Origin of the sequence: Jiangella alkaliphila (assembly GCF_900105925.1) — a bacterium.
Classification (GTDB): Bacteria; Actinomycetota; Actinomycetes; order Jiangellales; family Jiangellaceae; genus Jiangella; species Jiangella alkaliphila.
Map to the genome: position 1 here is coordinate 4,222,070 of NZ_LT629791.1, position 13,272 is coordinate 4,235,341.

Consider the following 13,272-nt stretch of genomic DNA (forward strand, 5'->3'; position numbering starts at 1 on the left):
GAGGTTCGGATGCTGGTGCAGCGCCGTGGCGACGACCATCACGACTGGTCCCTCTACGAGGGCCGCGGTCCGGTCGGCGTCGAGTGGTATTTCCGCGAGCGGACCGAGCTGCCGACGTCGGTGATGCTCTACCACCTCGAGCCCGGCGCCGAGGAGGGCTCGCACCTGCACCTGGCCGGCGACCCGGCCAGCTGCTCGGAGCTGAGCGAGGACGAGCTGTACCTGGTGGTGGCCGGCGAGGTCGTCATGACCGTCGCGGACGAAGAGGCCGTGCTGCGCCCGGGCGACGCCGTGTACGTCCCGCAAGGGGTCGCGCACGGGGTTCGGAACGAGTCCGACGCCCCGGCCGAGCTCGTCCTCCTCTTCGGCCCGCCCGACGGCAACCTGCTCCGATGATCATCGGCGATTGCTGGCGCCCTGGAGCCTGTTGCTGAATGAGGCTCCGTCCAGGCGAGGTGGGGGGAACAACGCGAAAACGGGCTGAAAATAGGCCCAAGTGGAGGGCCCTTGATCAAATGGCGAAAGCCCACCTCGCTGACCAGCGCCTTTGCAGCGGCCAAGTTGCCCCGTGGATGAACATCGTTCTCATCTTTCAAAAAGCAACAGGCTCCCTGACACCAGCGATCGCCGGTGACCGGTGGTGTCCACAGGGGCGGGCAAGGGGTGGTCGGCTGCCGAGCGCTGAGTGGGCCGGTGGTGGTCTACTACCGGCGATCGCTGGCGCCCCGGCGCCAGTGCGGAATGGCGCGGTGCGGGCGTTGCCGAAGAACCTTCGGCGGCCGCCGTTCTCGTCGCGACGCCCGCACCGCCTTGGCTAGCCTGGTCGCTGCACCAGGTCGGGCATATCGGGCGCCGGCACGACGACCAGCCTTGCCAAGGGCGGCACCGGGTCGTCGGCGCGTGACGCGGGCAGGAAGATCTCCGGCTTCAGCGCGTCGACCGCCGAAAGCGCAACAGGCTCCCTCACGCCAGTGGTCGCCGGTGACCGGTGGTGGTCGCCTGGTGCAGCCAGCCTGTGGACAGTCAGGACTACCGGCGATTGCTGGCGCTCTGGAGCCTGTTGCTGAATGAGGCTCCGTCCAGGCGAGGTGGGGGGAAACAACGCGAAAACGGGCTGAAAATAGGCCCAAGTGGAGGGCCCTTGATCAAATGGCGAAAGCCCACCTCGCTGACCAGCGCCTTTGCAGCGGCCAAGTTGCCCCGTGGATGAACATCGTTCTCATCTTTCAAAAAGCAACAGGCTCTCTGACACCAGCGATCGCCGATGATCATGGGTCAGGCTGGGTCGAAGATCTGGCCGACGGGCTCGCGCTTCTCGGCCTGGAAGGTGTCCTCGGCGCGCCCGTGCGCCCAGTACGCCGACAGCGACAGCTGCGACCGGTCCAGGCCGCGCTCGGTCGTCAGGTACGGGCGCAGCGACTTCATCGCGCCGCGCTCGCCGTGGGCGAAGACCTGCACGTGACCGTCGCGCCAGGCGACGTCGCGGAGGGCATCGGCGAGCAGGGTCGTGGTGCCGGGATGGGCGCCGTCGCGGTGTAGCCACTCGACGCCGACGCCGGGCGGGGCGGTGAGCGGCAGGTGGTCGTCGTCGCCGTCGACCTCGATGAGGGCGACGCCGCGGGCGTCGGGCGGCATGGCCTCCAACGCCCGGGAGATGGCCGGGATCGCGGCGTCGTCGCCGGCCAGCAGGTGCCAGTCGGCCGCCGGGTCCGGCGCGTACCCGCCGCCGATGCCCGACATCGCCAGCAGGTCGCCCTTCTCGGCCGTGGCCGCCCACGGGCCGGCGATGCCCTCGTCGCCGTGCACGACGAAGTCGATGGTGACCTGGCCGGCGGTCGGGTCGAGGCGCCGCACCGTGTACGTGCGCATGCTGGGCAGGCGCTCCGGCGGCAGCGTCAGGCGCAGCTCGGCGAGGTCGTACGGCGGCGTCAGGCCGGACTCGGGGTGGGCGAAGTACAGCTTCGTGTAGGCGTCGGTGAAGTCGTTGCCGACGATCGAGGCGTACCCCGGCCCACCGGCGACGATGCGGCGCAGCCGGGGACTGAGCCACCAGCCGTCCTCGACCGTCAGCACGGTCTGGGCGCCGATGCGGCGGCGGGGAGCGGGCGTGGTCACGGTGCCGATGGTAGTCGCGCGATCGGATCGACCGGCCTCAGGCCGCCCTCAGCCCGTCCGGTCCGTGACCCTTGACACTCGCGCGAGGGAGGTCCATCCTACCTGACACGTGTCACCTAACACGTGTCAGGCCGGAGGGAGCAACGATGCCCCGAATCGATGCCGAGATCAGCCGCCGCGCCGCGCTGGGGATCCTCGGAGCCGGGGGACTGGCGGGCCTCGGGTTCGCCTGGCCGCGGCTCACCGCCCAGGACATCCCGGGCCGCGGCGACGACGTCCTCACGATCGCGATCCTCGGGACGGCTCAGGACGAGGCGGCCCGCCAGGGACTGGTGGACGCCTTCCACGAGCGCCACCCCGGCATCCGGGTCCGCATCCAGGCGATCCAAGGGAACGACTGGGGCGACTTCTTCTCCAAGATCCTCACGATGATCGCGGCCGGGATCCCGCCCGACGTCGTCAACGTCGCCACCGAAGGCACGCAGCTGTTCGCGTCGCGCATGGCCGAGCCGCTGGACGAGTACGTGCTGCGCGACGCCGACGAGCTGCGGGACTTCTTCGACGACGTCCACCCCACGCTGCTCGAGGCGTTCATGTACGAGGGCAGCCTGTTCCAGCTCCCGACCGACTTCAACGCCGCGAACATGTACTACAACACCGAGGCGCTGGAGCTGGCCGGGCTCGAGCGTCCGCCCGACGACTGGACCCGCGACGACTTCGTGGCGATGCTCCGCGCGATGCGCTCGGCGAACACGGCGGACTTCGTCCCGTACTTCTGGACGAACCGGCTCTTCGGCGGCCTCGTCCCGTGGCTCTACGTCAACGACACCAGCTTCCTCGTCGAGTCGAAGGCGGACGGCGGCCAGTGGTTCTGGGACCGCTTCTACCCGGGCGAGCGGCGCAGTGGCGGCTACCGCTGGCTGGAGCCGAACGCCGACGACCCGCAGGTCGCCGAGTCGGTGGAGTTCCTGCGCGAGCTGGTCGCCGAGGGTCTCGGCACCCGCCCGGAGGAGGGTGGCGGCGGGGCGCTGGTCGGCCTGTTCGCGTCCGGGCGCATCGGCACGACGCCGGCCGGCGGCTACTGGGTCCAGGGGCTCAACGACGCCGGGATGACGGCCGACGGCTTCGACGTCCAGTTCTTCCCGCGGTGGCGGACCCAGCGGCACCAGTTCGGCGCCGCCGGCTACGCGATCATGTCGACGTCGCCGCGCAAGGACGAGGCGTGGGAGTGGGTGCGGTTCACCGCGTCGCGCGAGGCGATGGAGCTGGCCTATCCGCTGCCGACCACGACGCCCACCCGCCGGTCGATGCTGAACGAGGCCCGGTACGGCACTACGGGACCGGCGCACTGGCAGGTCTTCTACGACACCCTCGACCGGTTCCCCACGACCGGTCCCATCCCGGCGCCGCCGCAGCAGGCCGCCGTCGAGACCGCCCTGATCAAGAACATCTCCGCCGCGGTGAGCGGCAGCGCCGGCGGCGTTCCGCGCGCGCTGGACACCCTGCAACGCGACCTCACTCAAGCACTGAGGAGGCAGCCATGACGACCACGGCCCACCCCGTGGCGCCGCCGGCCGAGGCGCCGCCGCCCCCGGCGGCCGGCGGGTCCGCGCGCGGCCCGGCCTGGCGGCGCCGCACCGTCGTCGGCCTCTTCCTCGCCCCGACGATCATCGGCATCGGCGTGTTCACGCTGCTGCCGATCGTCGCCTCGATCGTGCTGGCGTTCTTCCGCTGGGACATCATCACCGACCCCGAGTTCGCCGGCCTGAGCAACTTCGCCGACGTCGCCGTCGACCCCACCGTCCGCCGGTCGTTCGTCAACACCATCCTGTTCGTGTTCGCCGCCGTCTCGTTGCAGCTCGCGGTGTCGCTCGGCCTCGCCGTCCTCGTCGGCCAGCGGATGCCGGGCTGGGTGCGGACGTTCTTCCGGTCGGTGTTCTTCTTCCCGCTCATCCTGTCCGCGGCCAGCGTCTCCGTCGTCATGCGGTACCTGTTCAACGAGGAGTTCGGCGTCGTCAACTGGCTGCTCGGGCTGGTCGGGCTGCCCGCCGTGCCGTGGCTGACCAGCGGGTGGTCCGCGGTCGTCGTCGTGCTCGTCTATGTGTGGCAGCAGTTCGGCTTCACGTTCCTGCTGTTCATCGGCGGGCTGGCGAGCATCCCGAACGACGTCTACGAAGCCAGCGCGATCGACGGCGCCACCGGCTGGCGGCAGTTCCGCACGATTACGCTGCCGCTGCTGTCGCCGACGATGCTCGTCGCGTGCGTGATGAGCGTGATCTCCGCGCTGCAGGTGTTCGACCAGCCGTGGGTCCTGACGCGCGGCGGCCCGGGCGACAGCACGCGCACGGCCGTCATGGTGATCTACGAGTCCGCGTTCCGGCAGCTCGAGTTCGGCCGCGCGAGCGCCGTCGGCGTCGTCCTCATGGCGCTGATCATGGGCGTCACCGCCCTCCAGTTCCGCCTGTCCCGGCGATTCGTCTTCTACCAGTGAGGAGGCCGCGATGACCGCCACCACGCTCGATCCGGCCACCGCCCCGCCCACGCGCCGGCCGGCCCGCATCCGGCGCCGCCTCCGCCCGACGCCGTCCGGTTCGGCCCGCGGGTTCGTCCTGCTGGTCGCGGCCGCGCTGACCCTCGGCCCGGTGATCTGGACGCTGTCGACGTCGCTGCGCAGCCCGGCCGAGTCGTTCACGCTGCCGCCGCAGCTGATCCCGTCCGACCCCGACCTGTCGCCGTACCGGCAGGTGTTCGAGCAGGTCGACATGGTGCTGCTGACGCTGAACTCGGCGCTCGTGACCGGCATCATCGCCGTCGGCCAGATGCTGACGGCGGCGCTGGCCGGCTACGCGTTCGCCCGGCTGGAGTTCAAGGGCCGCGGGCTGTGGTTCGCCGTCGTGCTCGCCACGATGATGGTGCCGGTGCAGGTCACGATCGTGCCGGTGTTCATGCTGGTCCGCGGCATCGGGCTGTCGGACACGCTGCTCGCGCTGATCCTGCCCGCGATACCGACCGCCTTCGGCACGTTCCTCATGCGGCAGTACTTCCTCGGCCTGCCTGCCGAGCTGGGCGAGGCGGCCGCGATCGACGGCGCCGGGCTGTGGCGGACGTTCCGCTCCGTCTATGCGCCGCTCGCGCTGCCGGGGATGGCGATCGTCGGCATCCTCGCGTTCAACTTCCACTGGAACGAGTTCTTCCGGCCGCTGATCTTCTCGATCAGCGAGGAGAACAACACGCTTCCGCTGGGGCTCGTCTCGCTCCAGGGGAACCTCGGCACCGGCTCGATCTCGGTCGTGCTCGCCGGTGTCGTCCTGTCCATGATCCCCGCGCTTATCGTGTTCGTGGTCGGTCAGCGGCCGCTGCGCGCGGGTCTCACCGCCGGAGTCAGCAAGTGAACGGAGCCAGCACGTGAATCGACCTGTGGCGGATGCCGTCGCGCTCCACCCGTTTCCCCGGCTGCACATCCGCCCCGAGCGGGGCTGGGTGAACGACCCGAACGGCATCGGCCACTGGGACGGCCGGTGGCACGTCTTCTACCAGCACAACCCGGACGCGCCCGTGCACGACGCGATCTGCTGGGGGCACGCCAGCTCGGCGGACCTGCTGACCTGGCGCGACGAGGGCGTCGCGCTGCAGCCGCGGCCCGGCACGATCGACGCCGCCGGGGTGTGGAGCGGGGTCGCGACGACCGACGACGACGGCGCACCCGTCCTGGTCTACACGGCGGTCCCGGACGACGCCGCGAACGCCGGTGTGGCCGTCGCGCGGCGGCGCCCCGGCGGCGAGTGGGCGCCCGGCGACCGGTTCGCCGCGCCGCCACTGGGCATGGACCGCATCCGCGACGTCCGCGACCCGTTCGTGCTGCGGATCGGCGGGCGTCGTTACGGCATCCTGGGCTCCGGGCGGACGGACGGGTCGCCGCTCGTGCTGATCTACGACGCCACCGACCTCGATCGCTGGCAGTTGCTCGGGCGGCTGCTCGACGGCGCCGACCCGGCCGTGCGAGCGCTCGCGCCGGCGGGGATCTGGGAGTGCCCGTCGCTGGTCCGGCTCGGCGGCGACTCCGACTCGTCGTGGGCGCTGATCGTCTCGCGCTGGCAGTCCGGCGGCGACCACCAGCTGCGCGGCGTCACCGCCCTGGTGGGCGAGCTGGACGTCACCGGCGACCACCCGCGGTTCGTGCCCCGCTCCGGCCACCCGCTCGACGACGGCCCCGACTTCTACGCGCCGCAGGCCTACGACGCCGGCGACCGCGTCCTGCTGTGGGGCTGGACGTGGGAGGGCCGCGGGCGCTCCACCGCTGACGTCGCGGCCTCGGGCTGGGCCGGTGCGCTGACGTTCCCGCGCGAGCTGGCGCTGCGCGACGGACGGGTGACGTCGGCGCCGGCCCGGGAGCTCGTCGGACTCCGGCGTGCGGAGTGTGTCGTCGACGGCCCGGTGCTGCGCCTGGCGGTGCCGGCCTGGGAGGTCGTCGCCGAGGGCGCGGTCGTCGTGTCGCTGGACGGGCCGGACGGGTCGCGCGAGATCTGGCGCGCCGCCGGCGACGTCCGCGTGCTGGTCGACGGTTCGGTCGTCGAGGCGTTCGCCGGGGGAGCGGCGAGCACGCTGCGTGCGTACCCGGCGCCGGGGGAGACCTGGACCGTCCGGGTGGACGACGGTGTGCCGGTCAGCGCGTGGGAGCTGGGCCCACCGAGCCCCTGACGATCAGTTCGCACGGGACCAGCTGGTCGCGTTCGGGCAGCGGGTCGCCGTCGACGACGCGGGCGAGCAGCAGCTCCATCGCCCGCTCGCCGATGCGCCGGTGCGGGAGGTCGACGGTGGTGAGCGGCGGCGACATCTCGGCGGCGATCTCGCTCTCGTCGTCGTAGCCCACCACCGAGACGTCGTCCGGCACCCGCAGGCCGAGCCGGGCCGCGCCGAGGACGACGCCGACGGCGACCCGGTCGCGCGCGCACACGATCGCCGTCGGCCGGACGTCGGAGGGCGCGGAGAGCAGGTCGAGCGCGTACTCGACCCCGGTGTCGATGTGCCACCCGGCGTCGACGACGCGCGCCTCGCCGGCCCCGGCCTCCCGCGCCGCGCGCTCGAACCCGGCGACGCGGCGCCGGGTCGCCGGGATGTACTCGACGTCGCGCGCATTCCGGCCCGCGAGCATGACCACCCGGCGGTGACCGCGGTCGAACACGCAGCGCGCCGCCGCATAGCCGCCCGCCTCCTCGTCGGCGAGCACGCCCGCCGGGCCGGACGGCGCGTAGCAGTTCGCGAGGACGGTCGGGACCTCGACCATGGCCGGGTCGGGTTCGACCTCGCGCATCGACATCGCGGCGTGCAGGAAGCCGTCGACCTGGCGGGCCCGCAGCACGCGGACCATCTCGCGCTCGCGGTCGTCGTCGAGCCCGTAGTCGGCGACGATGGTGACGAACCCGCGCGCCAGCGCGACCGCCCGCGCCCCCTCCAGCAGCTGGCCGGCGAACGGGCTGGTCGTGATCTCGTCCGTCACCACCCCCACCGTCGACGTCGACCGCCGGCGCAGGTTGACCGCCGCATGGTTGGGGAGATAGCCGAGCTCGCGCGCGGCCGCCCGGATCCGGTCCGCGTTCTCCGTCGAGATGTTGCCGTCGCCGCGGCCGTTGAGGACGAGTGACACGGCCGTGCGTGACACGCCGGCCCGCCGCGCCACGTCAGCACTCGTCGGACGATGGTCGACCACGGCCCCTCCCGCCTGTCACGTGTCAGGCCAGTGTACGGCCGTTGGCGCGACGCGTGCGGCACCACGCCGGGGCGTCAGCCCTCATGATCATCCAAGAAACGGGGGGTCCGGGAGCCCGTTGCTCTTTGCGGGTTGTGGGTGGCGGGCGTGGTTCTGGCTGATGGGCGCGGCTTCGTGGGCGTGTCGGGTCGGTGCTGGTGGCCTGTCAGGCGGTGGCAAGCTGGGTGGTGGTGATGCCGTTGGTGGCGATCTTGAGCAGGTTGGTGACGGCGGCGGCGAGGGAGAGTTCGGCTTGGACGGCGTCGATGCCGCGGCGGGCGAAGCCACGTCGTAGTCCGCGGCGGTCTTTGAGCCAGCCGTTGGGGGCTTCGACCATCGGGGCGCGGCGGGCGTAGAGGGCGTGCCCGTCGTCGGTGCGCAGCCGGTGGTCCATCTGTTCGCGGGTGGTGGCGTCGGGTGGTGGTGGGCCGGTGGCCGGGTCGGTGGCGGCGGCCTGGTTCAGGTCGCGTCGGGTGGCGTTGGCGATGAGCCGGTCCGGGCCGGGCGCGGTCAGGTTGGCGTGGCTGTCGTAGCCGGCGTCGCCGATCATGGTGCCCACGGCGAGGTCGTCACGGCCGGTGTGCTCGGCCAGCATGCCGGCGGTGGCGGTGACGTCGTTCATGGTCGGGACGAACTGGTGCACGTCGTTGGCGTCCTGGGTCGCGCGGGCGGAGATGATGAACCCGTCGGCGCTGGTCGCGGTCTGGCAGTTGTAGCCCTGCATCCAGCCGTTGCGGGTCTTGAGCAGCCGGGAGTCCGGGTCGGTCAGGTTCGCCCGGTGAGCGCTGGTGGTGGTGTCCGGGCCGGGTGTGGCCGGTTCGGCCTGGCGGGCCAGGGCGTCCTGGTAGGCTTGGCGCAGCCGCATCACCGTGGGGTGGTCGTCCGGTGCCGCGGTCGGGGTGCCGGGCAGCCGGTGTCCTCGTGCGGCCGCAGCGGCGGCCTTGACCTGGTAGGCGTCGAAGCGGGCCTGGGCGCGGTCGTGTTCACGCTGCCAGCGGGCCCGAGCCACCGCCACCGGGTCCGCGGCCTTCGGTGCCTGCCCCGTCGGAGCCCGGCCGGCCGGGTCACCGGCCTTCGCGACGTATTCCGCCGCCGCGGCCCGCTCGGCCTCGGTCCCGGCCTGCTCGGCGGCCCGGCGTCGTTCGATCTCGGCCAGCGCCTGGCTGATCCGCTCACCGCGGCGGGACCGGTCGGTCAGGTCCTCGGGCAGCTCGTCCCCGCGCTGGTCCTCGCCGAACAGCTCATCTTCGGCGTCATCGGTGGCCGCGGCCCGACCCAGATACTGCCGGGCGAGTTTGCGCAGGTGCGCCTCGGACCGGTTCGCTCCCATCGACGCGTTCGCGGCGATCTTGGTGCCGTCGAAGGCCACCGTCCCGAGCCGGACCATGCCCAGTTCCGTGGCCAGCAGCAGCGACGCGGTCAGCAGGTCTTCCAGCGCCTGCCCGTGGTCGCGGCGGAACCGGGCCAGCACCGTGTGGTCGGGCACATCGGAGGCGCAGATGATCCGGAACGCCACATCGGTGCCGCACAACCGTTCGATCTGCCGCGACGAGGACACCCCGTGCGCCATCGCGTAGATGAACAAGGTGAGCAGCATGTCCGGGTCGAAGCCCCGCCGGCCCACCGAGCCGAGCCTGGCCCGGGCGTGGAACGCGGTCGTGTCCATCCGCTTCACCGCCGCGATCACGAACCACACCAGATGATCACCGGGCAGCCAGTCCGTCATCGACGGCGGCAACAGAAACGCCTGGTCACGATCGACCGGCCGGTATCCCTTCGCCATGACCCGCACCATTCCAAACCATGATCAACCAGGCCAGACGCCACGCCGAGACAAAAAGCAACAGGCTCCCGGACGCCCCATTTCTTGGATGATCATGCTCCAGTCGGGGTGGAGGTGTTGGCGAGAGCGGCGATCCGGTCGTCGTCGGCCTCGCTTCGCAGTTCGATGCCACCGGCCAGCCAGCCGCCGTCGATGGTGAAGACGCTGCCGGTGATGAACGAGGCGTTCTCGCCGGCCAGGAACGCGACCAGGTGGGCGACCTCGTCGGCCTGCCCGGGCCGGCCCAGCGGGAACCGGCTGCTGACGTCGAGCTCCTCGCCCATCCTCCGTAGCAGCTCGTTGCTGGCGATGAAGCCCGGGCAGATCGCGTTGACCCGGATTCCCACCGGCCCCAGCTCCAGTGCGGCCGACTTCACCAGCCCGATCACGCCGTGCTTGGACGCGGAGTACGCCGCCGACATCCGCACACCGGTCAGTCCTGCCGCTGACGCCGTGACCACGACGGAGCCACCGCCCGCGGCGCGCATCGCCTGTCCCGCCGTCTGCAGACCGAGCAGCACACCACGCAGATTCACCGCCATCGTGTGGTCCCACTCCTCCAGCGGGTAGTCCAGGACGCCGGCCCAGTGCCCCGTCGCGGCGTTGAGGTGCGCGATGTCCACGGCGCCGTAGCGGGCCACCGTCTCGCGCACCATCGCCGCGTTGTCCTCCGGCGACGCCACGTCGACGCGCAGCCCGAAGGCCTCGCCGCCCGCGGCCGTGATCCGCTCGGCCGTCCGCTCGACGCTGTCGGCACGACGTCCGGCGCAGCACACCCGCGCGCCCAGCGCTGCCAGCGTCACCGCCGTCGCCGCGCCGATTCCGGACCCGGACCCGGCCCCGGTCACGACCGCGACCCGTCCCGCCAGCGAGGCCGGCCCTGGCTCCGTCATCCGTCACTCCGCTCGTCGCCGTTGTCATTGCCGGTCATGAGATGCCCGCACCCGGCCGGGTGTGACAGGCACGGCACTGTGACGCGGGTCATCGCCGCGGTGATGTCACAAACCGATGGCGCGCGGCATCTTGTGAGTGATGGCGAAGCGCGGCGAGACGGGAGACCCATGGGCGACGACGGCGGGGCGGACGCCGCGACCGAGGTGTTCGTCGCCCACCGCAACCTGCTCTTCACCGTCGCCTATGAGCTGCTCGGCTCGGCCGCCGACGCGGAGGACGTGCTGCAGGAGACGTGGCTGCGGTGGGCCGGCGTCGACCTGAGCACGGTGCGGGACCAGCGCGCCTATCTGGTCCGGATCGCCGCCCGGCAGGCGCTCGCCCGGCTGCGCGTCGTCGGCCGGCGCAAGGAGACCTATATCGGCCCGTGGCTGCCCGAGCCGCTGCTGACCGCGCCCGACGTCGCCGACGACGTCGAGCTGGCGGATAGCCTGTCGATGGCGATGCTGCTGGTCCTGGAGACGCTCACCCCGACTGAGCGGGCCGTGTTCGTGCTGCGCGACGTGTTCGACCTGGCCTACGACGAGATCGCTGCGGCCGTCGACAAGAACCCCGCCGCGGTGCGCCAGATCGCCCACCGCGCGCGGGCGCACGTCGCCGCGCGCCGGCCGCGCGGAACGGTCAGCTCCGCCGAGACCCGGGCCGCGCTCGCAGCCTTCCAGCGTGCGATCGAGACGGGCGACCTGCGGATCCTGTTCGACATCCTCGCGCCGGACGTCGTCGCTATGAGCGACGGCGGCGGCGTCAAGCAGTCGATGCAGCGGCCCACGGTGGGTGCTGACAAGGTGGCTCGCCTGTGGGCGACCGGCCTGAACCGGCTCGGTGCCGCCATGTCGGCCGAGCCGGCGCAGGTCAACGGCTACCCCGGCCTGATCGTGCGGGTCGACGGCGAGCTCGACGGCGTCGTCGCGGTGCGGGTCGAGGACGGCCTCGTCACCGGGCTCTACTACGTGCGCAACCCCGACAAGCTCTCGCGGGTGGAGCGCGAGACCGCGGTGAGCCGCTGAAACAGCCATCGGCCGCCGAACCATCGGCCACCTGGCAGATGTTCTGGACGGCGGGCTGGTCGACGCTGGTCGCAGCGACCTCGAGAACCCGTCTCGAGTCCGTGCCAAGGAGCATCCGATGACCGCCGAACCCCCGACCACCCGAATCGGCCCCGGCCCGCTCGTCGTGTCGTCCAGAAACCCGCGGTACTTCGCGCACCGCGATGACGACACCGGCCGGGCCGTCTATCTGACCGGATCGCACATCTGGAACAACCTGCAGGACGGCATGGGGCCGGGCCCGGACGCCCCCGACGAGCCGGAGCGGCTGGACTTCGAGGCGTACCTGCGCTTCCTCACCGAGCGCGGCCACAACCTGATCCGGCTGTGGCGCTGGGAGCAGTTCCGGTCCCAGGCGGCCGGCGGGAGCTACCACCTCGACATGTCGCCGCAGCCGTGGGCCCGCACGGGGCCGGGCGCCGCCAAGGACGGCAGGCCGCGGTTCGACCTCGAGCGGTTCGACGAGGCGTTCTTCGCCCGGCTGCGGCAGCGGGTCGAGCAGGCCGGTGCGGCCGGCGTCTACGTCGACGTGCTGCTGTTCGACGGGTGGGCACTGCACCTCAGTCCGGCGCCGGACCACATCGAGGGGCACCCGTTCCACGCGCTCAACAACGTCAACGGGGTGTCCGCGACGTCGATCGACGACCTGCAGGTACTGCCGCTGGACCCGCAGGTCGAGGCGATTCAGCGGGCGTTCGTCACCAAGGTCGTCGACACCCTGCACGAGCTGCCGAACGTGCTGTGGGAGGTGTCCAACGAGTCCACCGGCGACGGCGCGGTGAGCCAGGAGTTCGCCGACTTCCTCGGGATGGACGAGCCGCCGTCGTGGGGTGACTCGACCGCCTGGCAGTACTGGGTGATCGACGTCGTCCAGCGGCACGAGCGGGAGCGAGGCTACGACCCGCACCCGATCGGGATGACCATGCAGTTCCCGGTCCGCGACCAGACGAAGGTCAACGAGCCGCTGCTGGCCAGCCGGGCCGAGTGGATCTCGCCTGGCTACGACGACGAGCGGTTCGCCGGCGGCGGCCACCCGATGGCGCCCGGCGCCGAGCCGTCGCGCTGGCTCGCCGACCCGCCGGTCGCCGACGGGCGCAAGGTCGTGATCAGCGACACCGACCACTACGCGCCCGGCAGCGCCGACCCACTGTGGGCGTGGAAGTCGTTCCTGCGCGGCCACCACCCGATCCTCATGGACTTCGGCCTGATCGCCGGCCTCGAGCCGACCGGCGTCGCCGACCCGGAGGCCGGCGTCCCGCCGTTCGAGCACTACGAGGCGGCCCGCTACGCGATGGGTGACACTCGCCGCTACGCCGAACGGCTCTCGCTGGCCGACACCGAGCCGCGCGCCGACACCGCGTCGACCGGGTACGCGCTGGTCGACGAGGGCCGCGAGGTGCTCGTGCTGGACGCCACCGGCGGCGCCCCGTTCACCGTCGACCTCACACCGGGCCGCTGGCGGGTGGAGTGGTTCGACGTCCAGCAGCGGGTCGCGGCCGACGCGCCCGCGGCCCAGGTCGACGAGGCCGGACCCGTCACCTTCGCCGCACCGTTCGACGGCCCGGCCGTGCTGTACCTGACGGTGTGACGGC

Annotated in this window: 12 protein-coding genes; 7 read left to right on the forward strand and 5 right to left on the reverse strand. The window is 72.0% G+C overall.

Annotated features, from left to right (window positions below; genetic code table 11):
* The first annotated feature begins 9 nt into the window (after nt 1–9).
* Nucleotides 10–396, forward strand: coding sequence for a cupin domain-containing protein (locus tag BLV05_RS19240; protein WP_046771018.1), 387 nt, complete (start codon nt 10–12; stop codon nt 394–396).
* A 418-nt stretch (nt 397–814) separates the two neighbouring features.
* Here BLV05_RS19240 and BLV05_RS35900 read toward each other — a convergent pair whose 3' ends face one another.
* Complete coding sequence (locus BLV05_RS35900) at nt 815–967, reverse strand: hypothetical protein (RefSeq protein WP_157524273.1); 153 nt, start codon at nt 965–967, stop codon at nt 815–817.
* A 308-nt stretch (nt 968–1,275) separates the two neighbouring features.
* Nucleotides 1,276–2,115, reverse strand: coding sequence for a siderophore-interacting protein (locus BLV05_RS19245; RefSeq protein WP_046771019.1), 840 nt, complete (start codon nt 2,113–2,115; stop codon nt 1,276–1,278).
* A 146-nt stretch (nt 2,116–2,261) separates the two neighbouring features.
* Between BLV05_RS19245 and BLV05_RS19250 the strand changes: the two genes are divergently transcribed.
* Genes BLV05_RS19250 through BLV05_RS19265 form a run of 4 tightly spaced genes read left to right on the forward strand, consistent with a single transcriptional unit; the run spans nt 2,262 to nt 6,813 of the window.
* Nucleotides 2,262–3,659, forward strand: a complete 1,398-nt coding sequence (locus BLV05_RS19250; protein ID WP_046771020.1) for an ABC transporter substrate-binding protein — start codon at nt 2,262–2,264, stop codon at nt 3,657–3,659.
* Nucleotides 3,656–4,606 (forward strand): carbohydrate ABC transporter permease, encoded by a 951-nt coding sequence (locus BLV05_RS19255; protein WP_046771021.1) that lies wholly within the window; start codon nt 3,656–3,658, stop codon nt 4,604–4,606. Before BLV05_RS19250 ends, BLV05_RS19255 begins: the two co-directional genes overlap by 4 nt.
* Nucleotides 4,607–4,616: 10 nt before the next feature.
* Nucleotides 4,617–5,507, forward strand: coding sequence for a carbohydrate ABC transporter permease (locus BLV05_RS19260; RefSeq protein ID WP_046771022.1), 891 nt, complete (start codon nt 4,617–4,619; stop codon nt 5,505–5,507).
* 13 nt (nt 5,508–5,520) lie between these two features.
* Entirely contained in the window at nt 5,521–6,813 is a 1,293-nt protein-coding gene (locus BLV05_RS19265) for a glycoside hydrolase family 32 protein (protein ID WP_082155584.1), read from the forward strand.
* Here BLV05_RS19265 and BLV05_RS19270 read toward each other — a convergent pair.
* The 3 genes from BLV05_RS19270 to BLV05_RS19280 form a co-directional block, all read right to left on the reverse strand.
* Complete coding sequence (locus BLV05_RS19270) at nt 6,779–7,822, reverse strand: LacI family DNA-binding transcriptional regulator (RefSeq protein WP_046771024.1); 1,044 nt, start codon at nt 7,820–7,822, stop codon at nt 6,779–6,781. The two genes, BLV05_RS19265 and BLV05_RS19270, sit on opposite strands and share 35 nt — an antisense overlap.
* 205 nt (nt 7,823–8,027) lie before the next feature.
* Nucleotides 8,028–9,644 carry a transposase gene (locus tag BLV05_RS19275; RefSeq protein WP_197683208.1) on the reverse strand — a complete coding sequence of 539 codons (1,617 nt, stop codon included), beginning with the start codon at nt 9,642–9,644 and terminating at the stop codon, nt 8,028–8,030.
* A gap of 92 nt (nt 9,645–9,736) precedes the next feature.
* Nucleotides 9,737–10,576 carry an SDR family NAD(P)-dependent oxidoreductase gene (locus tag BLV05_RS19280; RefSeq protein ID WP_083421340.1) on the reverse strand — a complete coding sequence of 280 codons (840 nt, stop codon included), beginning with the start codon at nt 10,574–10,576 and terminating at the stop codon, nt 9,737–9,739.
* Between the two features lie 168 nt (nt 10,577–10,744).
* Between BLV05_RS19280 and BLV05_RS19285 the strand changes: the two genes are divergently transcribed.
* Nucleotides 10,745–11,641: an RNA polymerase sigma-70 factor gene (locus tag BLV05_RS19285; protein ID WP_083421341.1), complete on the forward strand. Its 897-nt coding sequence runs from the start codon at nt 10,745–10,747 to the stop codon at nt 11,639–11,641.
* Between the two features lie 118 nt (nt 11,642–11,759).
* A complete protein-coding gene (locus BLV05_RS19290; protein ID WP_046771741.1) occupies nt 11,760–13,268 on the forward strand; it encodes a hypothetical protein in 1,509 nt (502 codons plus the stop codon).
* Nucleotides 13,269–13,272 lie beyond the last annotated feature (4 nt).